The 25,035-nt window shown below is 66.6% G+C and carries 21 protein-coding genes; 4 read left to right on the forward strand and 17 right to left on the reverse strand.

The window, feature by feature from the left end:
- Positions 1–56: 56 nt before the first annotated feature.
- The 6 genes from bamA to frr form a co-directional block, all read right to left on the reverse strand.
- The gene (gene bamA / locus AC6RIC_RS15465) at positions 57–2,555 is read right to left on the reverse strand and encodes an outer membrane protein assembly factor BamA (RefSeq protein WP_454657091.1); all 2,499 of its coding nucleotides are present in this window, start codon (positions 2,553–2,555) and stop codon (positions 57–59) included.
- Positions 2,556–2,771: 216 nt separating this feature from the next.
- The gene (rseP, locus tag AC6RIC_RS15470; RefSeq protein ID WP_454657092.1) at positions 2,772–3,920 is read right to left on the reverse strand and encodes an RIP metalloprotease RseP; all 1,149 of its coding nucleotides are present in this window, start codon (positions 3,918–3,920) and stop codon (positions 2,772–2,774) included.
- 133 nt (positions 3,921–4,053) lie between these two features.
- On the reverse strand, positions 4,054–5,235 hold the full coding sequence (gene dxr / locus AC6RIC_RS15475) for a 1-deoxy-D-xylulose-5-phosphate reductoisomerase (protein ID WP_454657093.1): 1,182 nt from the start codon (positions 5,233–5,235) through the stop codon (positions 4,054–4,056).
- Positions 5,236–5,240: 5 nt separating this feature from the next.
- On the reverse strand, positions 5,241–6,068 hold the full coding sequence (locus AC6RIC_RS15480; RefSeq protein ID WP_454657094.1) for a phosphatidate cytidylyltransferase: 828 nt from the start codon (positions 6,066–6,068) through the stop codon (positions 5,241–5,243).
- Positions 6,065–6,823 (reverse strand): isoprenyl transferase, encoded by a 759-nt coding sequence (locus tag AC6RIC_RS15485; protein ID WP_454657095.1) that lies wholly within the window; start codon positions 6,821–6,823, stop codon positions 6,065–6,067. Before AC6RIC_RS15485 ends, AC6RIC_RS15480 begins: the two co-directional genes overlap by 4 nt.
- A gap of 106 nt (positions 6,824–6,929) precedes the next feature.
- Positions 6,930–7,493 (reverse strand): ribosome recycling factor, encoded by a 564-nt coding sequence (gene frr, locus AC6RIC_RS15490; RefSeq protein WP_454657096.1) that lies wholly within the window; start codon positions 7,491–7,493, stop codon positions 6,930–6,932.
- 249 nt (positions 7,494–7,742) lie between these two features.
- Between frr and AC6RIC_RS15495 the strand changes: the two genes are divergently transcribed.
- Complete coding sequence (locus AC6RIC_RS15495; protein ID WP_499733000.1) at positions 7,743–8,156, forward strand: VOC family protein; 414 nt, start codon at positions 7,743–7,745, stop codon at positions 8,154–8,156.
- A 10-nt stretch (positions 8,157–8,166) separates the two neighbouring features.
- On the opposite strand, the gene pyrH is transcribed toward AC6RIC_RS15495, so the two are convergent.
- From pyrH to AC6RIC_RS15510, 3 genes are all read right to left on the reverse strand, one after another.
- A complete protein-coding gene (gene pyrH, locus AC6RIC_RS15500) occupies positions 8,167–8,874 on the reverse strand; it encodes a UMP kinase (RefSeq protein ID WP_257732981.1) in 708 nt (235 codons plus the stop codon).
- 109 nt (positions 8,875–8,983) lie between these two features.
- Positions 8,984–9,907 (reverse strand): translation elongation factor Ts, encoded by a 924-nt coding sequence (gene tsf / locus AC6RIC_RS15505; RefSeq protein ID WP_499733001.1) that lies wholly within the window; start codon positions 9,905–9,907, stop codon positions 8,984–8,986.
- A gap of 194 nt (positions 9,908–10,101) precedes the next feature.
- Positions 10,102–11,094 (reverse strand): 30S ribosomal protein S2, encoded by a 993-nt coding sequence (locus tag AC6RIC_RS15510; protein WP_454657099.1) that lies wholly within the window; start codon positions 11,092–11,094, stop codon positions 10,102–10,104.
- 565 nt (positions 11,095–11,659) lie between these two features.
- On the opposite strand from AC6RIC_RS15510, the gene AC6RIC_RS15515 reads away from it, so the two are divergent.
- Positions 11,660–12,814 carry a GGDEF domain-containing protein gene (locus AC6RIC_RS15515; protein WP_499733002.1) on the forward strand — a complete coding sequence of 385 codons (1,155 nt, stop codon included), beginning with the start codon at positions 11,660–11,662 and terminating at the stop codon, positions 12,812–12,814.
- Between the two features lie 14 nt (positions 12,815–12,828).
- On the opposite strand, the gene pncA is transcribed toward AC6RIC_RS15515, so the two are convergent.
- The 7 genes from pncA to AC6RIC_RS15550 form a co-directional block, all read right to left on the reverse strand.
- On the reverse strand, positions 12,829–13,455 hold the full coding sequence (pncA, locus tag AC6RIC_RS15520) for a bifunctional nicotinamidase/pyrazinamidase (protein ID WP_499733003.1): 627 nt from the start codon (positions 13,453–13,455) through the stop codon (positions 12,829–12,831).
- Between the two features lie 11 nt (positions 13,456–13,466).
- Positions 13,467–16,940 (reverse strand): DNA polymerase III subunit alpha, encoded by a 3,474-nt coding sequence (dnaE, locus tag AC6RIC_RS15525; RefSeq protein WP_499733004.1) that lies wholly within the window; start codon positions 16,938–16,940, stop codon positions 13,467–13,469.
- Positions 16,941–17,627: 687 nt separating this feature from the next.
- Positions 17,628–18,314 carry an ABC transporter ATP-binding protein gene (locus AC6RIC_RS15530; protein WP_306226232.1) on the reverse strand — a complete coding sequence of 229 codons (687 nt, stop codon included), beginning with the start codon at positions 18,312–18,314 and terminating at the stop codon, positions 17,628–17,630.
- A gap of 4 nt (positions 18,315–18,318) precedes the next feature.
- Entirely contained in the window at positions 18,319–19,626 is a 1,308-nt protein-coding gene (locus tag AC6RIC_RS15535; RefSeq protein ID WP_499733005.1) for a lipoprotein-releasing ABC transporter permease subunit, read from the reverse strand.
- A gap of 43 nt (positions 19,627–19,669) precedes the next feature.
- Entirely contained in the window at positions 19,670–21,001 is a 1,332-nt protein-coding gene (gene proS / locus AC6RIC_RS15540; RefSeq protein ID WP_454657105.1) for a proline--tRNA ligase, read from the reverse strand.
- Between the two features lie 164 nt (positions 21,002–21,165).
- Positions 21,166–21,666, reverse strand: coding sequence for a pantetheine-phosphate adenylyltransferase (gene coaD, locus AC6RIC_RS15545; RefSeq protein ID WP_454657106.1), 501 nt, complete (start codon positions 21,664–21,666; stop codon positions 21,166–21,168).
- A 59-nt stretch (positions 21,667–21,725) separates the two neighbouring features.
- Positions 21,726–22,025: a hypothetical protein gene (locus AC6RIC_RS15550; protein ID WP_454657107.1), complete on the reverse strand. Its 300-nt coding sequence runs from the start codon at positions 22,023–22,025 to the stop codon at positions 21,726–21,728.
- On the opposite strand from AC6RIC_RS15550, the gene AC6RIC_RS15555 reads away from it, so the two are divergent.
- Positions 22,006–23,877: an ABC-F family ATP-binding cassette domain-containing protein gene (locus AC6RIC_RS15555; RefSeq protein ID WP_499733006.1), complete on the forward strand. Its 1,872-nt coding sequence runs from the start codon at positions 22,006–22,008 to the stop codon at positions 23,875–23,877. The genes AC6RIC_RS15550 and AC6RIC_RS15555 overlap by 20 nt on opposite strands.
- A 3-nt stretch (positions 23,878–23,880) precedes the next feature.
- Here the strand turns inward: AC6RIC_RS15555 and AC6RIC_RS15560 are convergent, their stop codons facing one another.
- Entirely contained in the window at positions 23,881–24,219 is a 339-nt protein-coding gene (locus AC6RIC_RS15560) for a YciI family protein (protein WP_499733007.1), read from the reverse strand.
- Between the two features lie 158 nt (positions 24,220–24,377).
- Between AC6RIC_RS15560 and AC6RIC_RS15565 the strand changes: the two genes are divergently transcribed.
- A complete protein-coding gene (locus AC6RIC_RS15565; RefSeq protein WP_499733008.1) occupies positions 24,378–25,034 on the forward strand; it encodes a class I SAM-dependent methyltransferase family protein in 657 nt (218 codons plus the stop codon).
- The last annotated feature ends 1 nt before the right edge of the window (position 25,035 follow it).

Genomic DNA, 25,035 nt, shown 5'->3' on the forward strand with positions numbered 1-25,035 from the left:
CGGTTTGTCCCGGGAAGTGGGAGCCACTTCCCGGTCGATGCCAAAGCCCCGCTATGTCAGAAGCGGGTGCCGCCCGAGAAGCGGAAGGCCTGGAGGCGATCGCCACCGTACTTGCCGACCAGACCCGTCTGCGGATTGAGGCCGATCTGGCCTTCGTCCTTGGTCAGGGCATAGGCATAGTCGAACCGGATCGGTCCCAGCGGGGACTGCCAGAGCAAGCTCACGCCGACCGACGAACGCAGGATGTTCTTGTCGCGGATACAGCCGATATTCGACTGCGCGCCACCGGTGATGACGTTGTACTGGCGCGCCTCGGAGCCGGCCGGGCAAGCGAAGGCCACCGACTTCGAGCCGCCGTCATAGTTGAACAGCGTACCGGCATCGGCGAAGAGCGCACCGCGCAGGCCGAGGTCGCGCGGCAGGCCGAAGAGCGGGAACTGCACTTCGACGGTGCCGCCGAAATAGGTCGTACCGCCCACCGCGTTCGCCGTCGGGTCGTTCAGCACGTCGCGCGGACCGATGCCGGAGGGCGCGAAACCACGCACCAGCGACGGGCCGAGGAAGTAGTGATCGACCATGCGCAGGTTGCCGCTGGTCGCCTGGACGTGACCGCCCTGGACACGCAGGAAGCCAACCACGTCGTCGAAGATCTCGCGGTAGTAGCGGGCATCGGCCGAGATGCGGAAGAACTTCGAGTCGCCACCGAGACCGGCGAATTCCGGCTTCAGCTCGGCCGAGAAACCGTTGCGCGGGTTCTGGACGTTGTCGAGCGAGTTGTAGTTGAAGTTCAGGCCGACGAGCGAGGTCAGGGTCGTACCCTGGGCCTCCTTGACCGCCACCGTCGCCTCGCCGTTGGTCACGCAGTTATAGAGCGCACCGGCACCGGCGTTCGGCGTGACGCCCGGGATCGGGTAGGTACAGTCGTTATAGGGCCGGTTGATCTCGTTCGGGATGTCGATCTCGGTCGTGTAGAGCGAGTAACGCGGCGTGATCGAGAACTCTTCCGTGATCGGGAAGGTGAAGCGCACCTGCCCGCCGGTCACGCGGCTTTCGAAGCGGCCGGTGTTGTAGTTGTCGTTGAACTTCGAGAACAGGTCGATGCCCGCCGCCACGCGATAGCCCAGGAAATAGGGCTCGGTGAAGGAGAAATCGACACCCTGCGTCCGCTGGCCGAGCGTGCCGGCGATACGGACGAACTGGCCGCGACCGAGGAAGTTCGACTCCGACAGCGAGATTTCGCCGATGACACCGTCCGAGGTCGAGTAACCGCCGGCTACCGAGAAGGAGCCGGTCGCCTTGTCCTCGACGTCGATATTGACGACGACGCGATCCGGAGCGGAGCCCGGCTCGTTGGTGATGCGGACCTTGGTGAAGAAACCGAGATTGTTCAGGCGACGCTCGGCGCGGTCGACCATGACCTTGTTGTAGGCATCGCCCTCGCCGAGATCGAGCTCGCGACGGACGACATAGTCGCGGGTGCGGGTGTTGCCGCGCACGTTGATGCGCTCGACATAGACCCGCGGCCCCTCGTCGACGACATAGGTGATGCCGATCACGCGACCCGCTGCATCGCGATCGCCGCGCGGACGAACCTGAGCGAAGGCATGGCCACGGCGCGCCACTTCCGTGGTGAGCGCAACCAGCGACTTCTCGACCGCCTCGGCGTTGTAGGTATCGCCCGTCGACGTCGCGACATAGCGCTGCAGGGCAGCGGCATCGACATCGCGCAGCGCGGAATCGACCGTGACATTGCCGACCTGATACCGCTGCCCCTCTTCGACCTGAATGTCGACGACCCAGCCGCCGGCTGCCTCATCGAAGCGGGCGCCGCTGTTGACGATCTGGAAATCGGCATAGCCGTTCTTCAGGTAGAAGCGGCGGATGAGATCCATATCGGAATTGATGCGATCAGGATCATAGACGTCGGAGGTCTTGACCCAGCTCAGGAAGTTCGACTCCGTCGACGTCATCAACCCGCGCAGGCGCCCGGCCGAATAGGCCTGATTGCCGCTGAAATTGATCGACTTGATGCCGGTCTTGCCGCTCTCGTTGATGGTGAAGACGATGTCCTGGCGGCCATTCGGCAGCGGAGCCACGCGGCCGCTCACCGAAGACAGTCCGTAGCCGACCCGGCGATAGGCTTCACGCAGGCGCTCGACGTCGGAGTTGATCAGCGCCTGGCTGACCGGGCCGCCGGCGCGCGACTGCACGACCTGCGACAGCTGCTCGCCCTTCAGCTTGCGGTTACCTTCGAATGCGACGCGATTGACCGTGCCGCTCTGCTCCTTGACCGAGACGACGGTCTGCGAGCCGCGCCGGCTGACCTGCACGCTGCTGAACAGGCCGGTCGCCAGCAGGCTCTCGCGGATCTCCTGGGGATTTTCGCGGCCGACGGCGTAGGAGCGAATCGTCTCCGCATCGACCTGCCGATTGCCGTGGACAACCACGGCCTGCGCGAAAGCCACACCACCACTCACGGCCAGCATCAAAGCCGAAAGTCCGATCGATCGAGAGAGCCGCAGCTTGGTCGTCCGGCTCTTTTGGGTCGACGTCATCGGGTCGCCTATTCCATCTCTCTGGTCACCACCCCAAACGGGGACCGCCATCAACCGATGGCAGCACGGGGACATTGCGGTTCAAACGCTTCTACAAAGTTTCCAGCAGGGTGCAAACCGCGATCATCGTTAATAAAGCGTTTTTAGGAATCTCGTTGCCGGCGGGCCACGCAGCATGCCGTTTTTCCGCCGCAAATCACCGCCCCGTCGGCGGTTTCAGAGCATCCCGCGGACGTGCACGATGTCGTTCCAGGTTACGAACAACATCAACATCAGCACGAGCGCCAGACCGACCCTGAAACCGATCTCCTGTGCCCGCGGGCTCAGCGGCCGGCCGCGCACGGCCTCGTAGAGATAGAACAGCAGGTGCCCGCCGTCGAGCATGGGAACCGGCACGAGATTCATCAGGCCGATCGAGACCGAAAGGATCGCGGCAAGATTGATCAGCCCGAGCAGCCCCCCATTCGAGGCGACGATGCCGGAGACCTGCGCGATCCGAATCGGCCCCGAAAGCTGGTCGGTGGATTCGCGCCCCGTCACCAGCTTGGCGATGTAGTCATAGGTCCGGGTTACGACGAACCAGGTCTCGACGAAACCGGCCTTGGTGGACTCGAGCAATCCGAATCGCTGGACCTTCCAATCCTCCGGGCGCGGCGAGGCCCTGACGCCGATCACGCCGATGCGCTGCGTGCCGAGCTGGGTCTTCATCTCGGTGAGCGCGGGCGTCACCGGCAAGGTTACGGTCCCGCCGTCGCGCTCGATCGAAACCTCGAGGCGTTCCTCGGGCCGGGTCGAAACGATGCGCTGCATGTCGGAGAAACTGGCGACCTTCTGGCCGTCGATGGCGATCACGATGTCGCCCGCCTTCAGGCCCGCCCGCTCCGCGGCACTGCCGGCGACGACGGCGTCGACGCGCGGGATCAGCACCTGCTTGCCGAAGAAGAAGGCCGAGCCGGCGAAGATCAGGATCGCCAGCAGGAAATTCGCGACCGGGCCGGCCGCGACGATCGCCGCCCGCTCACCGAGCGACTGTGCCGGGAAGGAGCGTGCGCGCTCCTGCGCCGACATCCGACCGACCGCATCATCGTCGGGGGCGCTGGAGGCGTCGGCATCGCCGGAGAACTTGACGTAGCCACCGAGCGGGATCAGCGCGAAACGCCAGCGCGTGCCATGCCTGTCGTTGAAGCCGAAGAGCTCGCGGCCGAAGCCGATCGAGAACGTCTTGACGTCGACGCCGCACCAGCGGCCGACCAGGAAATGCCCGAGCTCGTGGACGAAAACGACAATGGTCAGGACGAACAGGAACGGCAGCAGATAGCCGAGCACGAATTGCCCGGCATTCCAGAGCGACGCTGCGAATTCCATGAACCTATTCCCCCGGGGGTCCTGGATCATCGCGCACCGCATCGGATGCGATCACGATGATCTACTCATTGGTGCTGCATCGGACTTGTCCGGAAAGTGGATTCCGCTTTTCGGTCCGATGCAATGACAGCCTTTAGGTGACAGTGAACCGCGCTTGCGACAAGAGCGAGGCAGCCAGCCGCCTGGAGTCTTGGTCAATGGCGAGCGCGGCCGCGACATCGCCCGGCCCCTCCGATCCGGCGGCGGACGCCGCGCAGACCGCTTCCACCAATACGGCGATGTCGGAAAACCGGAGCCGCCGCTCCAGGAAGGCGGCGACGGCGACCTCATTGGCGGCGTTGAGCACGGCCGGCATCGCTCCGCCCTCGCGCAATGCGGCCATGGCGAGGCCGAGTGCCGGGAAGCGGATGAGATCGGGTCGCTCGAAGCTGAGCGGCGCTGCCAATGCCAGATCGAGGAAGCGCGGGGGCGGCGCGTCGAGGCGGCCGTCGATGCCGAGGCAATGCGCGGCCGCGACCCGCATGTCCGGCACCGCCATGCCGGCGCTGACCGAACCGTCGCGGAAGGTCACGAGGCCGTGGACGATCTGCTGGGGGTGGACGAGCACCTCGAGCTGATCCGGCCGCAGATCGAACAGGAAGCGGGCCTCGATCAGCTCGAGCCCCTTGTTCATCATGCTGGCGGAATCGATCGTGATCTTGGCGCCCATCGCGTAGTTCGGATGCTTCAACGCCTGTTCGGGCGTCGCCGCGGCGATGCGCTCGGCGCTCCAGGTCCGGAATGGGCCGCCGGAAGCGGTCAGCGTCATGCTGCGGATCGATGAGAGAGGCTCGGCCCCCAGGACCTGGAACAGGGCGTTGTGCTCGGAATCGAGCGGCAGCAAACGGGCACCGACCTCAGCAGCACGCGCCATCACCGCCCCACCGGCGCAGACCAGGCTTTCCTTGTTGGCGAGCGCGATCGCGCGCCCCGGCTGGAGCGCGGCGAAAGTCGCCTCCAGCCCGGCCGCGCCGGAAATCGCGCTGACCACGATATCGGCCGGGCGGTCGACCGCCTCCAGCACGGCGGAACGCCCGGCCCCGCACGCGATCCCCGTGCCGGAGAGCGCCTGCTTGAGCGCCGCGCCGCCTGCGGCATCGGCCAAAGCTGCGAAGGATGCGCCGGTCTCGACCGCGGTACGAGCCAGCGCCTGCGCATCCCGGCCGCCGACCACGGTCGCGATGGACAGGCGCCCGGGATTCTCGGCGACGACGTCGCGGACCGAACGTCCGACGGAGCCGGTTGCTCCCAGAAGCGTGACGCTGCGCAAGGGCATCGGGATCAAACGTCGAGATGCAGGGCGAAGAGCGCGAAGCCGGCCAATACCAGCACAGCCCAGTAACCGTCGAGCCGGTCGAGGAAACCGCCATGGCCGGGAATGAGCTTGCTCGAATCCTTGGTGTCGAAGCGGCGTTTGAGCGCGGATTCGAACAGGTCTCCCGCCTGGCTGACGATCGAACCGGCAAGGGAGGCCGCAACCACCGGCCCTGCCGCCGTCATGCCCTGCAGCGCCGGCACCAGGCGCCAGACGAGATAGCCGCCGACCATCCCCGCCACGGCCCCCCCGATCGCGCCCGACCAGGTCTTCTTGGGGCTGACCGCCGGCATCAGCTTGGGACCGCCAAGCTTGCGGCCTGTGAAATAGGCGGCGATGTCGGTGAGCCAGACGACAGCGAAGCTCCACAGGATCAAGGCGAGGCCAACACCCGGAAGATCGCGCAATGCGGGCGTGATCAGTGCGAAGGCCAGCGCATAAGCGACACCGCAGAGCTCCAGCGTCAGGCGCGAGCGCACGAAAGGCGTCGCGAGTGCGCCGAGAAGGGCAGCGGCCGAAGCCGTGCCCGCGAGCGCTGCGGGACTTGCCGGGGAAAAGGTCAGCGCCAGGCCGGTGGCGACCACCGCGATGCCGGCGGGAATCGCATTGCCGCGGCCGATGATCGCCAGCCACTCATAGGCCACGAGCCCCGCGACCAGAATCCAGACCAGCCGGAAGGGCCAGCCGCCCCAGAGCGTAACCAGCAGGATCAGGGCTCCGAGGACCAGCGCCGAGGCGACCCTGAGCTTCAGCTCGGAGTTCGTTCGCGGCGCGGAGGGGTTCGGCGCATTCACGCGACGCCCACGCTGCGGTCGGAGGGAGCGGACAGGCCGCCGAAACGGCGGTCGCGCTGGCGGTACTGGGCCAACGCATCCTCGAAGGCCGCGCGATCGAAATCGGGCCACATCACCGGCGCGAAGATGAACTCGGCATAGGCCGCCTGCCAGAGCAGGAAATTCGAGATCCGAGTCTCGCCCGAAGTGCGGATGACCAGTTCGGGATCGGGAAGGTCATGGGTATCGAGCTGACGGGCGATCGCGGCCTCGTCGATCGCGGCCGGGTCGATCCGCCCCGCCACGGCATCGGCCGCCAGCCGCCGCGTGGCGCGCATGATCTCATCGCGCGAGCCGTAGTTGAAGGCGATGACCAGCACGAGACCGGTATTGGCGCGGGTGCTGGTTTCCGCGTGCTCGACGAGACGGCGCAGGTCGGCCGCCAGATCGTCGCGGCTGCCGATGATCCGGACCCGGACATTGGCGGCCGAGAGCTCGGCGAGGTCCTTCTCGACGAAGTGCTTGAGCAGCCCCATCAGGAAGGAAACCTCGGCATAGGGCCGGCGCCAGTTCTCGGTGGAGAAGCTGTAGAGCGTCAGGACCTGGATGCCGAGATCGCTGGCATTGCGCACGGTGCGGCGCAGCGCGTCGAGCCCGCGGCGGTGTCCCTCCTGCCGCGGCAGCCCGCGCATCTGCGCCCAGCGCCCGTTGCCGTCCATGATGATGGCGACATGGGCCGGGTTGGACACGCCTGCGTCGCGCTGACCGGATGACATGCGGATGAGCCTCGCTCGGCTTCGGCCGAAGGAACGCGGGAGGTCCCCGCGCGGGAGATCAAACGTCCAGGAAATCAGACGTCCAGGAGATCAGACTTGCAGGAGATCAGACGTGCAGGATTTCCTTTTCCTTCGCCGCCAGCGCCTGGTCGATCTCGCCGATATGCTGGTCGGTCGCCTTCTGGACGAGGTCGGAATTGCGGGCGGCATCGTCCTTGGTCATGTCGCCGTCCTTCTCGAGCTTCTTGATCACGTCGATGCCGTCGCGGCGGACATGGCGCACCGAGATCTTGGCCTCCTCGGCGTATTTATGCGCGACCTTGACCATCTCCTTGCGGCGCTGCTCGTTCAGCTCGGGGATGCGGATGCGCAGCACCTGCCCTTCCGTCTGCGGGTTGAGGCCGAGATCGGATTCGCGGACCGCCTTGTCCACGGCGTTGACCATCGAGCGGTCCCAGACCTGCACGCTGAGCAGGCGCGGCTCGGGAACGCTCACCGTGGCAAGCTGGCTGAGCGGGGTGCGGGCGCCATAGGCCTCGACCATGATCGGGTCGAGCATGTTGGCGGATGCGCGGCCGGAGCGCAGCGAGGCGAGATCGCCCTTGAAGGACTGCACCGCACCGGCCATGCGGCGCTTGATGTCGGCGAGGTCGAACGTCGTCTGGGCCATTTCAATCGGAACCTTTGCAGGTAATTCAAAATCGGCGAGACCATGGCGGCGGGGCCGCGCAGGGTCAAGAATTACATGTTCGAACAGCATTTTCCCCCGCGATGAGCAAGGGAAAAGCGTCGATGCGGGCAGAACATGGCCGGTTGGCAGCGCAACCCGCTGGTCCGCAGCCTCCAGATGCCCATCTCATCCTAGAGAGCGGCTCGCCTGCCGGCCAGCGCCGCCTGCGCGGAACCACGGAGAAAACACGTGCCTCGCCTCAACCGCATCGTCGAGACCGCGCTCTATGTCGACGATCTCGACCGCGCCCGCGCCTTCTACGAGGACAAGCTCGGCCTTGCGCCGCTGCTCAAGACGAAAACGCTCTTCGCCTACGATGTCGGCGGCGCGAATGTGCTGCTGCTGTTCCAGCGCGGCGCCTCGCTCCAGACCCAGAGCGCGGCCGAGGGAACGATCCCGCCGCATGACGGCAACGGGCCGCTTCACATCGCCTTTGCGATCGATGCCGACGAACTCCCGGCCTGGGAGGCCAGGCTGGAGGAACGCGGCATCGCCGTGGAGGGGCGCATGCAATGGGAGCGCGGCGGCACGAGTCTCTACTTCCGCGACCCGGACGGGCATCTGCTGGAGCTGGCGACGCCCGGCCTGTGGCGGACCTATTGAGGCCGGCGCCTCAGGGCGTGACGTAGGTCGCCCTGCCCTCGCCGCGCAGGACGGCGGCCAGCATGCCGGGCTCGGCGATCGAAAAGACGACGATGGTCAGGCTCGCATCGCGGGCGAGCGCGAAGGCCGCAGTGTCCATCACCTTGAGGTCGCGCTTGATCGCGTCCTCATGGGTCAGCGTGTCGTAACGGGTCGCGGCCGGATCCTTCTTCGGGTCGGCGCTGTAGACGCCGTCGACCTGCGTCGCCTTGAGGAGGTGGCTGCAGCCGAGCTCGGCCGCGCGCAGGGCCGCGCCGGTGTCGGTGGTGAAATACGGGTTGCCGGTGCCGCCGCCGAGGATGACGACCTTGCCGTTGCTGAGATGGTCGAGCGCGCGCTTGCGGGCATAGCTCTCGCAGAGCGAGGGCATCGGCACCGCCGACATGGCGCGCGCCGGGGCGCCGGCCGCCTCGATCGCATGCTCCAGCGCGAGCGCGTTCATGACCGTGCCGAGCATGCCGATCGAATCGGCGGTGGTGCGGTCGAGGCCCTTGTTCAGGCCCTGGACGCCGCGGAAGAAATTGCCGCCGCCGACGACAATGCCGATCTCGACGCCCTCACGCGAGGCATGGGCGATATCGGCAGCGAGCGCCGTCAGAGTGACCCCATCGAGGCCGTTTCCGACCGGACCGGCAAGGGCTTCACCGGAGAGCTTCACGAGAACGCGTTGGGGTCTCATCGATGTCTCTCCGTCGTGTTGGGGGCCGGCCGCGATTCGACGCAGCCCTATCTTCCTACAAAAAAGGCCGCGCGATGCGCGGCCTTTCTGTGACTTGATACAGAGCTTATCAGCCCGTGGCTCCGCCGGCGGCAGCGACCTCGGCCGCGAAGTCCTGCTCTTCCTTCTCGATGCCCTCGCCGAGCGCGAAACGGGCGAAGCCGGTGAGCTTCACGGGAGCGCCGACCTTGCCCTCGATCTCCTTGAGGACCTGCGCGACCGACTTCGAGCCGTCATGGATATAGGCCTGCTCGAGCAGGCAATATTCCTTGGCGTAGCTCTTCAGGCCGCTCTCGGTGATCTTCTCGAGCACATGGGCGGGCTTGCCGGCATTCTTCTCGGCCAGGATCGCCTTCTCGCGCTCCAGGACTTCCGGGGCGACCGAAGCGAGATCGAGCGCGACCGGGTTGGTCGCGGCGACATGCATGGCGAGCTGGCGGCCGAGCGTAGCGAGCTCGTCCGACTTGCCGGTCGACTCGAGGGCGACGATGACGCCGATCTTGCCGAGGCCCTCGGTGATCGCGCCGTGGACATAGGAGCCGACCACGCCCGAGGAGACCTTGAGCGCAGCGACGCGGCGCAGCGTCATGTTCTCACCGATGGTGGCGATGGCGTTGGAGATCGCCTCCTGGACGGTGCCGCCGCCCGGATAGTGATGGCCGAGCAGCGCCTCGACGTCGCCGCCGCGCTCCAGCGCGACATCGGCGATGGTCTTGGCGAGCGCCTGGAATTCCGGGTTGCGCGCGACGAAGTCGGTCTCGGAGTTGACCTCGACGACGACGCCTTCGGTGCCCTGCACGGTGACGGCGACGAGGCCCTCGGCGGCGATGCGGCCGGCCTTCTTGGCGGCCTTCGACAGGCCCTTGGCGCGCAGCCAGTCGACGGCGGCTTCCATGTTGCCGTCGGTCGCCGAGAGGGCGGTCTTACAATCCATCATGCCCGCGCCGGTCTTGTCGCGGAGTTCCTTCACCATCGCGGCGGTGATCGCTGCCATCTGTCTTGTCCTTGCTGTCGGTGCGGCGCGGGCCCGAGGGCCGGCCACGGATCGGGATATTGCGGACGCCTGCATGGGGAAACGCCGACGCTCCGTTTCCGGCCGTCGGCGCGTCCTCTTAACATCTAGAAGCCGGCGTCAATCGAGAGGCCCGATTGCGACGCGCCGATGACGCGCCGCAACCGCTAACCGAATTACGCGTCGGCGAGATCGCGAGCCTGGGCGACCCAGCCCTCGCGGTCGATCTTGCCGCCGAGCTTCAGGTCGTGGTCGATCTTGGTCACGTCGGCCGGGGTCATCGCAGCGATCTGCCAGAAGTGGTAGATGCCGCCGTCGTTCAGCTTCTGAACCGCGTCCGGGCCCATGCCCGAGAGCTTGGTCAGATCGTCCGGAGCGCCACGCGGGGCGGTCAGCGTCTCGAAGGCGCCCGAAGCGGTCTCGAGAGCCTCCTCGACGACCGGCGCCTCGGCGGCGCCGATATCGATGCCCTGGTCGCCCGAGGCGCGGCCGATGCCGTCGATCGCCGAGCGGGCGATCAGGTCGCAATAGAACTGGATCGCGCGGCCGGCGTCGTCATTGGCCGGGACCGGGAAGGTGATGCCGTCAGGATCCGAGTTCGAGTCGACGATCGCGGCGACCGGGATGCCGAGGCGCTGGGCCTCCTTGATCGCGAGCGCTTCCTTGTTGGTGTCGATCACGAAGATCATGTCCGGCGTGCCGCCCATGTCCTTGATGCCGCCCAGAGCCTTTTCGAGCTTGTCGCGCTCACGCGACAGCATCAGGCGCTCCTTCTTGGTCAGGCCCGAGCCGCCGCCGTTGAGCAGCTCGTCGACCTTGCGCAGGCGCTGGATCGAAGCCGAAATGGTCTTCCAGTTGGTCAGCATGCCGCCGAGCCAGCGGGAGTTGACATAATACTGGGCCGAACGCTTGGCGGCATCGGCGATGGCATCCTGCGCCTGGCGCTTGGTGCCGACGAAGAGGACGCGGCCGCCACGGGCGACGGTGTCCGACACGGCCTGCAGGGCGCGGTGCAGCATCGGCACCGACTGCGACAGGTCGAGGATGTGGATGTTGTTGCGGACGCCGAAGATGTACGGGGACATCTTGGGGTTCCAGCGGTGGGCCTGGTGGCCGAAATGGGCACCGGCCTCGAGGAGCTGGCGCATGGAGAAATCAGGCAGAGCCATGGTGTTCTAGTCCTTCCGGTTGAGCCTCTGGAGCGCGAATGAACAAGGCATGAGCTGCCACGTCACCGGAACGCCTCGGGAAATCGAGGCGATGCGCTCCATGTGGGATGGGCTGCGCCTTACAGGGGATGGCGCTTCATTGCAAGCCGGCTCGACCGAGAAAGCCGGCAACGCGTCGTGATAAGGCCCATGCGGATACCGCATGGGCCTGTTTGCGAGAGGGCTGGGCGCGAGGGCGCCGGAGCCCGTCACGGATAGACGACCTTGAGCTGGTCGGCTTGCGTCTAGGCGAAAGATGGGGCGACCGAGCCCAAAAATGCGACCGCGGACACGGCCATCAACGACTTATAAAAGTTCATGGGGAATATCCTCACGCTATCATGTTCTCAAGCATGCCAAGAGGCACTTCCCCCCACCCCGGACTGCCTGACGTGCGCAGCCGGGCCGGACAACCCGGAACGCCGCGGCATGCCCGGCCTCGCGGGCAGGATTCGCGTTCGAGGCAGGCCGACCGAGCCGCGGGCCGGCTCCTTCGTCGAATCGACCGCGAGAAGCCGGAATCGGCGTGACGCTCGACCTGAGAACGATCTTCGTCACCGGCGCGCTGACCTGCTTCATCATCGGCGCGCTGCAGTTGATGACCTTCGCGACCGGCCGCTTCACCCGCAGCCCGGTCTGGTGGGGCGCCAGCAGCCTGTGCATCGGGACCGGCCTGCTCGGCGCGGCTTTCCGCGGCGCGATACCCGATATCGTTTCGATCGAGTTTGCCAACACCACCATGCTGGCGGGCTGCCTGCTGCTGCTCTTCGGCATCCGCAACTTCGCCGGCCGCGAACTCAACTGGTTCGGCTTCGGGGTGGTGCTCCTCGGCATCTGGACCCTGCTCGCGCTGTCGCCCGGGGCGGAAGGCTATTCGACACGCGTCATGGTCGTGGCGACGGTCATGGCGCTCTGCGATGCCGCCATCGTCCGCGAAGCCGTCCGGCTCGGCCGGCAGGAGAAGCTGCGCTCGGCCTGGCTGCTCGTCGCGCTGTTCTCGCCGACGGTGATGATCTATGCCGGCCGCATCGCGCTGGGAGCGCTGGACCGGGTCGGCACGACGCTGTTCCCGGCCGATTCGGGAGCGACGGGCTGGCTCGCCGCGATCGGCGTGACGTTCGTCATCCTGAGAGGCCAGGCCCTGCTGCTGCTCGCGGCCGAGCGCAGCAACCGCATTCTCGCGACGCTCGCCCGCCGCGATCCGCTGACGGGAGCGATGAATCGCTCCGGCCTCGAGCAATGGCTGGCGCAGCAGTCGCACGGCGAAAGGCGGGCTGCGCTGCTGCTCGTCGATATCGACCACTTCAAGAAGCTCAACGATACGCTCGGCCATGTGGCCGGCGACCGGACCCTGCGCCTGTTCGCGGATGCGGTGCGGGAGCAGTTGCGCAGCACCGACATCCTGGCCCGGCAGGGCGGTGACGAATTCACGATCATCCTCCCCGGCGTCGGCGTGCGGGAGGCGGTGCGGGTGGCCGAGCGCCTTCGCGGGGCCTTCCGCGACAAGGTCGCCGATCTCGCCGAGATCGGATTGCAGCCGACGCTCAGCATCGGCGTGGCCGAGGCCGAGCTCGGCGGGCGCGAGCTCGACGATCTCCTGGTCGAGGCGGACGAAGCGCTCTATCGCGCCAAGCGGCTCGGGCGTGACCGCGTCCAGGCACAGCTCAAGCCCGCAGCCTGAGGCCGGGCTCAGCCTCAGAGCACCAAGGCTGCGGCGGTTACGCGCCTGATGCCGGCTGATGCCATCTCGGCCCAAGCGCGATCAAGCGAGCCATCGAGATCGATCGCGCGGCAGGCATCCTCGACCACGATGGTCTCGAAGCCGGCGCGAGCGGCATCCTGCGCCGTCCAGCTCACGCAGAAATCGGTGGCGAGGCCGGCGACCACGACCTTGGCGATGCAACGCTCGCGCAGATAGCCTTCCAGCCCCGTCCGCGCCCGGCGATCGGCCTCGATGAAGCCGGAATAGCTGTCGATGCCCCGGCGAAAACCCTTGCGGATCACCGCTTCGGCATGAGGCAGGTCGAGCCCGGCATGGAAGGCGGCCCCGGTCGTCCCCTGCACGCAATGATCCGGCCAGAGCACCTGCGGGCCATAATCCAGCTCGATCGTCTCGAAGGGCTCGCGGCCGGGGTGGCTGGAGGCGAAGGAGGCGTGTCCCGCCGGGTGCCAGTCCTGCGTCAGCACGACATGGCGGAAGCGGCGCCCGAGCGCGTTGACTGCGGCTACGACCGCGTCGCCATCCGTCACGGCGAGGCTCCCGCCCGGACAGAAATCGTTCTGGACGTCGACGACGAGCAGGACGGTCCGGTCGTCGGCCATCGGCTTAGCTCCTATTGCAGCCTGACATCGACCACGCCGGGCGCGGCCCGCACGGCATTGGCGATCTGCTGATTGACCGGGAACTTGCCGGGCAACTCGATCTCGACCTCCTGGGCGCCGTCGTCGATGATCATCACGATCGAGACCTTGCCCTCGGCGCGCACGGCCTCGCGGGGTCGAATGCGCTCAGCGATGGACGCCACCGCCTTCTCGTCGCGCAGATAGACGACGAGGTCCTGCTTCTGGCGCGCGGCGAGGCCGTCGAGTTCCTCGGCATCCTCGATGCGCGGACGCACCTCTTCGCCATCGAGCACGGCGGAGAGACGCAGCACCAGCGCCCTGCCCGGCTCCAGCAGGTCACGCAATTTCATCAGCCCTTCCGAGAACAGCACGGCCTCGAACTGGCCGCTCGGATCGGACAGGTTGACGATGCCCATCTTGGAGCCGGATTTGGTGCGCCGCTCCGACTTGTCGATGACGGAAACCGCGACCTTGCCGACGCCGGTGCCGTTGACACGCACGGTCTGGGCGAAATCGGCATAGCGCTGCACGCGCAGGCGCTTCAGCACATGCTCGTAATCGTCGAGCGGATGGCCGGAGAGGAAAAAGCCGACCGCCTCATGCTCGCGCTTGAGCTTCTCGGCCGGCGCCCAGGGCTCGACCTGCGGAATGCGGAAGGCCTCCTGCACCACGCCGCCGCTCAAGAGATCGAACTGGCCGGCTGCGGCCTCGTCGCGGGTGCGGTTGGACAGCGCCAGCATGCCGTCGAGCGCCGCCACCGCCCGCGCGCGATCGGCCTCCAGCTCGTCGAGCGCGCCGGCCGCGATGAGCGCTTCCAGCGTGCGGCGGTTGACCAGCCGGGTGTCGATGCGGCGGGCGAGATCGGCGAGGTCGCGGAACGGGCCGGCGGATTGCCGTGCCGCCACCAGCGATTCCACCGCCGCCGTGCCGACGCCCTTGATGGCGCCGAGCGCGTAGAAGATCTTGCCGTCGGCCACGTCGAACTCGACGCCGGACTGGTTGATCGCCGGCCGCTCGACCTTGATGCCGAGCCGCTCGGCATCGCGGCGGAATTCCGAGAGCTTGTCGGTATTGCCCATGTCGAGCGTCATCGACGCGGCCAGGAACTCGACCGGGTAATTCGCCTTCAGATAGGCGGTCTGGAAGGCGACGATGGCATAGGCCGCCGCGTGGCTCTTGTTGAAGCCATAATCGGCGAACTTGGCGAGCAGGTCGAAGATCTCGGAGGCGATCTCCTTCTTGATGCCGCCCTCGATCGCGCCCTTCACGAAACGGTCGCGCTGGGCGTCCATCTCCGCCTTGATCTTCTTGCCCATGGCGCGGCGCAAGAGGTCGGCTTCGCCGAGCGAATAGCCGGAAAGCGCCTGCGCCACCTGCATCACCTGTTCCTGGTAGACGATGATGCCGTGGGTCTCGCGCAGATAGGGCTCCATGCCGGGATGGAGATAGGTCGGGTCCTCCAGCCCGAGCTTGCGGCGGCAATAGGTCGGGATGTTGTCCATCGGGCCCGGCCGGTAGAGCGCCACCAGCGCGATCAGGTCCTCGATCCGGTCGGCCTTCATCTCGACCAGCGCCTTGCGCATGCCGACCGATTCCACCTGGAACACGCCGACCGTCTCGCCGCGCGCCAGCATGGCGTAGGTCGTCGGATCGTCGAAGGGCAGTTGCGCCAGATCGATATGGATATCGCGCTGGGCGATGAGCTTCACCGCGGTCGTCAGCGTCGTCAGCGTCTTCAGGCCGAGGAAGTCGAACTTCACCAGCCCGGCCTGCTCGACCCATTTCATATTGAACTGGGTGACGCGCATGCCGGTGCGCGCGTCGACCGAGAGCGCGACGAGCTGTTCGAGCGGCCTGTCGCCGATCACCACGCCTGCGGCGTGGGTCGAAGCATGGCGGTGAAGCCCTTCCAGCTTCTGGCCAATTTCGAGCAACCGCGCGACGATCGGTTCCTCTTCGGCGGCCTGCTGCAGCTTGGGCTCGCCCTCGATCGCATCCTTCAGCGAGATCGGCTTGGCCGGGTTCTGCGGCACGAGCTTCGTCAGCTTGTCGACCTGGCCATAGGGCATTTCGAGCACGCGGCCGACGTCGCGCAGCACGCCGCGGGCGAGCAGCGTACCGAAGGTGATGATCTGGGCGACGCGCTCCTGCCCGTAATGGTGCTTGACGTACTCGATCACCTCTTCACGCCGGTTCTGGCAGAAGTCGATGTCGAAGTCCGGCATCGAGACGCGGTCGGGATTGAGGAAGCGCTCGAAGAGCAGGCCGAAGCGCAGCGGGTCGACGTCCGTAATGGTCAGCGCATAGGCGACCAGCGAACCCGCGCCCGAGCCGCGGCCCGGCCCGACCGGGATGTCATGGTTCTTCGCCCATTTGATGAAGTCCGAGACGATCAGGAAGTAGCCCGGGAACTTCATCCGCGTGATGATCGAGAGCTCGAAATCGAGCCGCTTCTCGTAATCCTCGACGGTAAAGCCCTCGGCCGGGCCGTGCTTGGCGAGCCGCGCGGCCAGGCCGGCGCGCGCCTGCTCCTGAAGCTCCTCCGCCTCGTCGCGGCCCTCCTCGCCGAAGCGCGGCAGGATCGGCTTGCGGGTGGTGACGCGCCAATGGCAGCGCATCGCGATCTCGACCGTGTTCGCCAGCGCTTCAGGCAGGTCGGCGAAGCGCTTCTTCATCTCGGCGCGCGAGGCGAAATAATGCTCGGGCGTGACGCGGCGGCGCGTGCCGTCGGAAACGAGGCGCCCCTCCGCCACCGCCAGCAGCGCGTCATGCGCGTCGAAATCGGCGGGCTTGGCGAAGAAGGGCTCGTTGGTCGCGACGATCGGCAGATCGGCATCATAGGCGAGCCGCAGGAGATGGGCCTCCCGCGCCGCCTCGCCGTCACCGCCATGGCGCTGGATCTCGACATAGAGCCGATCGCCATAGATGCCGGCGAGGGTCGCGAGGCGCGACTGCGCCTGCGGGAGCTGACCGAGGCGGAGCGCAACGTCGACCGGCCCGCCCTGCCCGCCGGTCAGCGCGATCAGGCCGGTATTGTAGGCGGCAAGGCGCTCGACCGTGGTGATCGGCTGGCCGGAGCCGCCGGTCGCCAACGCGGCCTCGCTGACGAGCTTCATCAGATTGCCGTAACCGGCCTCGTCCATGGCGAGCAGGACGATATGCGGCAGGCGCTGCAACTGCGCAGGCTTGCGGCCGCCCTCGCCCTCATCGGCGAAATCGACGGAGAGCTGCACGCCGACGATCGGCTGCAGGCCTGAGCCCGCCAGCTTCTCGGAGAATTCGAGGCCGCCGAAGAGATTGTCGGTGTCGGTCAGCGCCAGGGCCGGCTGTCCGTCGGCCGCCGCCATCTTGGCCAGCGTCGCGATGGTCATCGCGCCTTCGAGCAGCGAATAGCTCGAATGGACATGCAGGTGGACGAAGCCGATCTCCTGGAGAACGCGCGCCTCGCCAGCTTCCTGACCCATGTCCCACTCCTGTCGCCGCGCTGGCGACTCGTCCGTACCCAGCCCTTCTTATGCGTCCTGGGCGGGGCCGGCGTCGAGGCCTTGCGGCCCGGTCTGTGGATGGCTCCTGCCGCACTCAGACATGCGGGCCGGAGAAGATTGCAGCCCAGAGCCAGATCATGCCGAGGAAGACGCCGAGCGAGGCGATCTCGGCGAGGCCGGCGGCGAGTTTACGCGCTGCAGTCATGAGAACCTCCTGTGTTCGTGATAGGTTCAGTTTAGTTCTCTTTTTGTTCTCGTCAATGTCGATACGGAAGCCTGGAACGCGAACCCGGCGCGGAGGTTAACGAAATCCTACCGCCGTTCCGATGCAGGCGTTGGCGGTTATTGTCGCCTCTCTCGAACTTGCACCCTCGTCATGGTCGGGCTTGTCCCGACCATCCACGTCTTCCTTCGCTGATGACGGCGTTCAAGACGTGGATGCTCGCCACAAGGGCGAGCATGACGTGGCGTCGTTCCCGCCGGAACGACCCTTGTCATTCCGGGGCGCGCCGCAGGCGTGAACCCGGAACCCACGGCGGGGTGAGCGCTTCCAGTCATGCATTTGCTAGGGCTCACCCCGTCGTGGGTTCCGGGTTCTTCGCTGCGCGAAGCCCCGGAATGACAAGGGTGGTGCTCGCAAGGAACGATCCGGCGGGCGCCCGAAGGCTACAGCTTGACGACGAGCCCGTCGCGGATCGTGACCTGCCGGTCCATCTGGCGGGCGAGGTCGAGGTTGTGCGTCGCGATCAGCGCCGCCAGCCCCGAGGCCCGCGCCAGCGCCATCAGCGTGCCGAAGACATGCTGCGCGGTCTGCGGGTCGAGATTGCCGGTCGGCTCGTCGGCCAGCAGCAGCCGCGGCCCATTGGCGACGGCGCGGCCGATGGCGACGCGCTGCTGCTCGCCGCCGGACAATTCACCCGGCAGATGGTCGAGCCGCTCGCCGAGGCCGAGGAAGGTCAGAAGCTCCGATGCCCGCTCCTCGGCAAGGCCGCGGGCGAGGCCGCGGATGCGCTGCGGCAGCACCACGTTCTCCAGCGCCGTGAATTCCGGCAGGAGATGGTGGAACTGGTAGACGAAGCCGATCTCGGTGCGGCGCAGGCGCGTGCGGCCCTTGTCGTCGAGCTTGGTCGTGGCGAGCCCGCCGACGAACACCTCGCCGGCATCGGGCTTCTCCAGAAGGCCGGCGACATGCAGCAGCGTCGACTTGCCGGTGCCGCTGGGCGCAACCAGGGCTACGACCTCGCCCGGCCAGAGCGCGAAATCGGCCTTGCGCAGCACTTCGAGCGGCGCGTCGCTCTGCGGGTAATAGCGCTCGACCTGGGAGAGGAAGAGCGCGGGCATCTCCTGTGCCATGTGCTCAGCCCATCCTCAGCGCTTCGACCGGATCGAGCCGGGCAGCCTTCCAGGCCGGGTAGAGCGTTGCCAGCAGCGACAGGGTCAGCGCCATCAGCACCACGCTCACCACCTCGCGCCAATCCGTGACGGAGGGGATGTCGCTGAGGAAGCGCACGGTCGGGTCCCAGAGATTGGCGCCCGTGATCCAGTTCAGCGCTGCCATGATCGACTTGATGTTCTTGGCGAAGGCGACGCCGAGAGCGAGCCCGGCGAGCGTACCGATCACGCCGATCGCGGCGCCCGTGATCAGGAAGATGCGCAGCACCGTGCCGCGCGTGCAGCCCATGGTCCGCATGATCGCGATGTCGGCGGTCTTGTCCTTCACCAGCATGATCAGGCCGGAAACGATGTTCAAAGCCGCGACCAGCACGATCAGCGTCAGGATGATGAACATCACGTTCCGCTCGACTTCCAAGGCATTGAAGAAGCTGCGGTTCCTCTGACGCCAGTCGGAGAGCACGAGCGGGCGCGGCGCATCGGCCTCGATCGCGTCGCGGACGGCCTGGGTCTTGTCGGGATTGTCGACGAAGATCTCGATGACGTTCACGTCGCCGTCGCGGTTGAAATAGGCCTGAGCCTCGCCGAGCGGCATGTAGACGAAGGTGCCGTCGAACTCGGTCATGCCGATCTCGAAGATCGCCTTGACCGGATAGGCCTTGATGCGCGGCGCGGTGCCGAAGGGGGTCGAGGCGCCCTGCGGCGAGACGAGCGTCATCATGTCGCCGGTCTGGATGCCCAGCGCATTGGCGAGGCGGCGGCCGATCGCGACGCCAGGCGTCCCGCCGTCGAAGCCGTCGAGCGTACCGGACTTGATGTTGCCGCCGATGAAGGGGATCGCCTTGATGTCTTTCTCGCGAATGCCCCGCACCAGCACGCCGTTATTGCCGGTCTGCGAGGAGGCAAGCGCCTGCCCTTCGACCAGCGGAATGGCGTGGCTGATGCCGGAGATCTTGGCGAGCCGCGCCGCGACGCTGTCGTAATCGTCGAGCGGACGGTCGATCGGCGTCGCGAAGATATGGCCGTTCACGCCGACGATCTTGCTGAGCAGCTCGATGCGGAAGCCGTTCATCACCGACATCACGATGATCAGCGTGGCGACGCCGAGCATGATGCCGAGGAAGGAGAAGCCGGCGATGACCGAGACGAACCCCTCGCGGCGGCGCGTGCGAAGATAGCGCCCGGCGAGCTGCCATTCGAAACCGGCGAAGGCCTTGGTTCCGGTCGGAATCTCGCCGGCCGGGATTTCGGCGCTGTCGGCGACGGCGCTCATGCGGCAGCTCCCATCAGGTACGACTTCATGACGGTGCCCGCCGTCACGCCGCCCTGCCCTTGAAGCGATCGAGCGCGGCTTCCAGCGAGACGAGCTCACGCTCGCCACCGGCGCGGCGCTTCAGCTCGACCTTGCCCTCGGCCAGCCCCTTCGGGCCGACGATGATCTGCCAGGGCACGCCGATCAGGTCGGCGGTGGCGAATTTGGCGCCCGGCCGGTCGTCGGTGTCGTCGAGCGCGGCGTCGTAGCCCTTGGCGAGCAGGTGCTGGTAGATTCGCTCGGCCGCGCCATCGGTCGCGGCGTCGCCGGCCTTGAGGTTGATGACCGCCACGTCGAAGGGCGCGATCTCCTCGGGCCAGACGATGCCGGCATCGTCATGCCCGGCCTCGATCAGCGCCGCGACGAGGCGGCTCGGGCCGATGCCGTAGGAGCCGCCATGCAGCAGCACCGGCTGGCCGTCCGGGCCTGCAACGGTCGCGCCCATCGGCTCGGAATATTTCGTGCCGAAATAGAAGATATGGCCGACCTCGATACCGCGCGCCGAAACGCGCTTGTCTTCGGGAACCGCCTCGAAGGCGGCCTTGTCGTGCATTTCCTCGGTCGCGGCGTAGAGGCTCGTCCACTTGTCGAAGACGCCCTGCAGGCCGGCGACGCTGTCGAAATCGGTATCGGCGGCCGGCGTCTCGAAATTCAGGTAATCGCTATGGCAGAAGACCTCGCTCTCGCCGGTCGAGGCGAGCACGATGAACTCGTGGCTGAGATCGCCACCGATCGGGCCGGTATCGGCCTTCATCGGGATCGCCTTCAGGCCGAGCCGCGCGAAGGTGCGCAGATAGGCCGTGAACATGCGGTTATAGGCGTGGCGCGCAGCGTCCTTGTCGAGATCGAAGGAATAGGCGTCCTTCATCAGGAACTCGCGGCCGCGCATCACGCCGAAGCGCGGGCGGACCTCGTCGCGGAACTTCCACTGGATGTGGTAGAGATTGAGCGGCAGGTCCTTGTAGGACTTGACGTAGGAGCGGACGATCTCGGTGACCATCTCCTCGTTGGTCGGGCCGTACAGCATGTCGCGGTCGTGCCGGTCCTTGATGCGCAGCATCTCCTTGCCATAGGCGTCGTAGCGCCCGCTCTCGCGCCAGAGGTCGGCCGACTGGATGGTCGGCATCAGGATCTCGATGGCGCCCGAGCGATTCTGCTCCTCGCGCACGACGTTGCTGATCTTGTTCAGCACGCGCAGGCCGAGCGGCAGCCAGGAATAGATGCCCGCCGATTGCTGGCGGATCATGCCGGCGCGCAGCATCAGCCGGTGCGAGACGATCTCCGCTTCCTTGGGCGTGTCGCGCAGAAGGGGCAGGAAATAGCGGGAAAGACGCATCGGAAAACCTGTCGGAGGGCCCTGCGCGCGGAATCGCGCCAGGAGATCGGAGAGCGAGTCGGCCTGCCTGAGAGACACCATCGCTCTCGGCAAAAAGCAAACCAAAATCAGCAGGAAGCGGCGGAAGATGGCGAAGTTATGTGCCTTTCGCCGGGATCGCCCCGTCAGCCCTTGGCGAAGCGCGCCTTCAGCGCGGCGAGCACCGGGGCCGGCACGAAGGGCGAGACGTCGCCGCCCATCGCCGCGATCTGGCGCACCAAGGTCGCGGTGATGTGGCGCACGCCGGGCGAGGCCGGCAGGAACACCGTCTGCACATCCGGCGCCATCGTGCCGTTCATCCCGGCCATCTGCATCTCGTAATCGAGGTCGCTGCCGTCGCGCAGGCCGCGGATGATGATCGAGGCCCCTGCCCGGCGCGCCGCATCGACGGCGAGATCGTCGAAGGTCACGACATCGAGCGCGGCGCCCTTCGCCGCCAGCAACGGCCCGGCGACGGCGCGCAGCAATTCGGCGCGCTGCTCGACCGAGAGCAGAGGCGTCTTGCCGGGATGGACCCCGATCGCCAGGACGAGCCTGTCGCAGAGGCCGGCGGCCGCGGCGATGACGTCGGCATGGCCGTTGGTCACGGGGTCGAAGGAACCGGTGTAGAAAGCGATGCGTGCCATGGGGCCAGCGTTAGCGGCTGAACCGAAAAAGGACAAGCCGCATCAGAGGCTTGGCGCTCTCAGGACAGCGGCACCAGCGCGGCAAGCGCTGCGGCGCTGCCGATGATGATCGAGACGAGAACCATGAGCGAAGCCGCAGCGGAAGCGCGGCGGGAGCTGGCAAAGGACAGGCGGGTATCCATGAAGATAACCTCGGCGAATCGCGGTTGATCCGGTTTCCCTTGGGTGATGGCCGGTGCGGGCCGTCGCAAGGCGAGATTTTGACGAAACGGTGACATCGGCCGCTTGTTCCGGCTTTCGATTGCCTTTTTGGGCCCGGCAAGCCTAAACGATCGCGCCATGCTGACGATCAACGACATCACCTATCGCCTCGGCGAACGCCTGCTGCTCGACCATACCGGTGCCGCCATCCCCGACGGCGCGCGCGTCGGCTTCGTCGGCCGCAACGGCACCGGCAAGACCACCCTGTTCAAGATCATCACCGGCGATCTCGGCACCGAGAGCGGCAATATCAGCCTGCCGAGGGGCCGGCGCATCGGCGGCGTCGCGCAGGAAGCGCCGGGCGGCCCGGAGACGCTGATCGAAGTCGTGCTCGCCGCCGATACCGAGCGCATGGCCCTGATGACGGAGGCGGAGACCGCGACCGATCCGCACCGCATCGCCGAGATCGGCACGCGTCTCGCCGATATCGGCGCGCATTCGGCCCCGGCGCGCGCCGCGATGGTGCTGCACGGGCTCGGCTTCAACGAGGAGGCGCAGCAGCGCCCCTGCTCCGATTTCTCGGGCGGCTGGCGCATGCGCGTCGCGCTCGCGGCCGTGCTGTTCTCCGAGCCCGACCTGCTGCTGCTCGACGAACCCACCAACTATCTCGACCTCGAAGGCACGCTCTGGCTCTACGACTATCTGGAGCGCTATCCGCATACCGTGATCGTCATCAGCCACGATCGCGAACTGCTGGACACCTCGGTCGACCACATCATGCATCTCGACCAGGGCAAGCTGACGCTCTATCGCGGCGGCTATTCCTCCTTCGAGAAGCAGCGCGCCGAGAAGCAGATGCAGCTCGCTCGCGCCAAGGAGAAGCAGGACGCCGAGCGCAAGCATCTCCAATCCTTCGTCGACCGCTTCAAGGCCAAGGCGACCAAGGCCCGGCAGGCGCAGTCGCGCGTCAAGCGGCTGGAGAAGATGCAGACCATCGCCGCGATCGTCGACCGCGACGTGCAGCCCTTCGTCTTCCCCGGCCCGGAAAAGCCGCTCTCGCCGCCGATGATCGTGCTGGAGGATGCCGCCGCCGGCTATGGCGAGCGCAAGGTTCTGTCGCGGCTCAACCTGTCGCTCGCGCCGGATGACCGCATCGCGCTCCTCGGCTCGAACGGCAACGGCAAGTCGACCTTCTGCAAGCTCATCGGCGGCCGGCTCGACGCGATGTCCGGCGAGATGAAGAAGTCGAGCAAGCTGGAAACGGCCTATTTCGCCCAGCACCAGCTCGACGAGCTCCGCATCGAGGACACGCCGGTCGGGCATCTGCGCGACCTGATGCCGGATGCTCCTGAGGCCAAGGTGCGTTCCAAGGCAGCGCAGATCGGCTTCCCGGCAAGCAAGGCCGATACTCCGGTGAAGCTGCTCTCGGGCGGCGAGAAAGCCCGATTGATGCTGGGCTTGGCGACCTTCCACGGTCCGCATCTGCTCATCCTCGACGAGCCGACCAACCATCTCGACATCGACAGCCGCACCGCGCTGGTCAACGCGATCAACGACTATCCCGGCGCTGTCATCCTCGTCAGCCACGACCGCTTCCTGATCGAGGCCTGCGCCGACCGGCTCTGGCTCGTCGGCGGCGGCACGGTGAAGAATTTCGACGGCGACATGGACGATTACCGCACTTACGTGCTTGGCGCCGCCAAGGCCGAGAAGCGCGGCAAGCCCGCGCCGGACGCCAGCGCCAAGCCCAAGGCCGACGAGCGCAAGGAAGCCGCGACGAAGCGCGCTGCGCAGGGGCCGCTGCGCCAGAAGCTCAACCTCGCCGAGGCGCGCATCGCCAAACTGACCGGCCTGATCGAGAAGGTGGATGCTGCGCTCGCCAACGGCGCCTTCGCGCGCGACCCCGACAAGGCTGTTCAGATCTCGCGCCAGCGCGCGGAACTGTCGGAGGCGCTGGCCGCGGCCGAGGAGGAATGGCTGCTGCTCGGCGAGGAGCTGGAGAACGCGTAAGGCCTAGCTGGCCGGATCGTACATGAATTCGCGGAGTTCCTGCGCGCAGCGGCAGGCCCGCGCGAGCTTCGCCGCCCATTTCACCGCCTCTTCGCGCGACGGCAGCTCCAGCACAGCGAAGCCGCCATTGAGGCGGCTGCCGGGATAAATCTGCCCCGACACCGATCCATCCGCGGAGACGAGCACGGGGGCAACCGGCTCGTTGATCCCACCGGCGAAGACATAAACGCCGGCAGCCTTCGCCTCCTCGATCACGGCGCGGGAGTCGACGCCAGCGGCGGCCAACTGCTCGTCCGTGACGACCATCGCCTCGCTCGGAAAGGAGATGAGGTATTTCGTCATGATGCGATGATGCGTGACGGTTTCGATGGAAACAAGTGGACGGGCGCCGGGTGGCTTTCCCAGCCGGGACGCCTGAACGGGCCGGACGACGACATTGAAGAAGCACGAGCGCTATCTCGACATTCAGCGAAGCCGTAAGCTCGCCTGGACGAGCGAGCATGGAGCTTCCGGCCATGGATTGGCGGGCCTGGCACGAGAAATACGACAGCCCGGATTCCCGGATGTCGCGACGGCTGCGGACCGTTCAGGATCAAATCCGAACCGTGCTGGACAACAGCCGACCCGGCCCCTTCCAGGTCGTCAGCCTGTGCGCGGGGCAAGGGCGCGATCTGCTCGAGGTCCTCACGGATCATCCGAGGCGCAGCGATGTCAGGGCACGGCTCGTGGAACTGGATGGAAACAACACGGCGGTCGCCGCAGAATTCGCGCGCGCCAACACGCTCGATCAGATTGAGATCGTGACCGGCGATGCTTCGCTGACCGACCAGTATCATGGCATGGTGCCGGCGGATCTCGTGTTGATCTGCGGCCTGTTCGGCAACATCTCCGATGCGGACATCAAACGCACGATCGACACCTGCCCGCAGTTATGCGCGATCGGCGGGCATGTGATCTGGACCCGCCATCGTCGCTCGCCCGATCGCGTGCCGCTGATCTGCGAGCAGTTCGAAGCGCTGGGTTTTGAGCAGTGCAGGTTGTCGGGGGACGATACGGAGCTCGGCGTCGGCGTGCATCGCTTCTCGGGAGAGCCTCAACCGCTCGAAAACGGGCGGAGTATGTTCCGATTTGTCGGATATGACAGGCTCGCGAACTGAG

Source organism: Allobosea sp. TBD101, assembly GCF_059817965.1.

What these genes read in the sequence shown, in the direction of transcription:
- bamA (WP_454657091.1), bottom strand. Translation starts at nt 2,555, where the DNA reads ATGACGTCGACCCAAAAGAGCCGGACGACCAAGCTGCGGCTCTCTCGA.
- rseP (WP_454657092.1), bottom strand. Translation starts at nt 3,920, where the DNA reads ATGGAATTCGCAGCGTCGCTCTGGAATGCCGGGCAATTCGTGCTCGGC.
- dxr (WP_454657093.1), bottom strand. Translation starts at nt 5,235, where the DNA reads ATGCCCTTGCGCAGCGTCACGCTTCTGGGAGCAACCGGCTCCGTCGGA.
- AC6RIC_RS15485 (WP_454657095.1), bottom strand. Translation starts at nt 6,823, where the DNA reads ATGTCATCCGGTCAGCGCGACGCAGGCGTGTCCAACCCGGCCCATGTC.
- frr (WP_454657096.1), bottom strand. Translation starts at nt 7,493, where the DNA reads ATGGCCCAGACGACGTTCGACCTCGCCGACATCAAGCGCCGCATGGCC.
- pyrH (WP_257732981.1), bottom strand. Translation starts at nt 8,874, where the DNA reads ATGAGACCCCAACGCGTTCTCGTGAAGCTCTCCGGTGAAGCCCTTGCC.
- tsf (WP_499733001.1), bottom strand. Translation starts at nt 9,907, where the DNA reads ATGGCAGCGATCACCGCCGCGATGGTGAAGGAACTCCGCGACAAGACC.
- AC6RIC_RS15510 (WP_454657099.1), bottom strand. Translation starts at nt 11,094, where the DNA reads ATGGCTCTGCCTGATTTCTCCATGCGCCAGCTCCTCGAGGCCGGTGCC.
- pncA (WP_499733003.1), bottom strand. Translation starts at nt 13,455, where the DNA reads ATGGCCGACGACCGGACCGTCCTGCTCGTCGTCGACGTCCAGAACGAT.
- dnaE (WP_499733004.1), bottom strand. Translation starts at nt 16,940, where the DNA reads ATGGGTCAGGAAGCTGGCGAGGCGCGCGTTCTCCAGGAGATCGGCTTC.
- AC6RIC_RS15530 (WP_306226232.1), bottom strand. Translation starts at nt 18,314, where the DNA reads ATGGCACAGGAGATGCCCGCGCTCTTCCTCTCCCAGGTCGAGCGCTAT.
- AC6RIC_RS15535 (WP_499733005.1), bottom strand. Translation starts at nt 19,626, where the DNA reads ATGAGCGCCGTCGCCGACAGCGCCGAAATCCCGGCCGGCGAGATTCCG.
- proS (WP_454657105.1), bottom strand. Translation starts at nt 21,001, where the DNA reads ATGCGTCTTTCCCGCTATTTCCTGCCCCTTCTGCGCGACACGCCCAAG.
- coaD (WP_454657106.1), bottom strand. Translation starts at nt 21,666, where the DNA reads ATGGCACGCATCGCTTTCTACACCGGTTCCTTCGACCCCGTGACCAAC.
- AC6RIC_RS15555 (WP_499733006.1), top strand. Translation starts at nt 22,006, where the DNA reads ATGCTGACGATCAACGACATCACCTATCGCCTCGGCGAACGCCTGCTG.
- AC6RIC_RS15550 (WP_454657107.1), bottom strand. Translation starts at nt 22,025, where the DNA reads ATGTCGTTGATCGTCAGCATGGCGCGATCGTTTAGGCTTGCCGGGCCC.
- AC6RIC_RS15560 (WP_499733007.1), bottom strand. Translation starts at nt 24,219, where the DNA reads ATGACGAAATACCTCATCTCCTTTCCGAGCGAGGCGATGGTCGTCACG.
- AC6RIC_RS15565 (WP_499733008.1), top strand. Translation starts at nt 24,378, where the DNA reads ATGGAGCTTCCGGCCATGGATTGGCGGGCCTGGCACGAGAAATACGAC.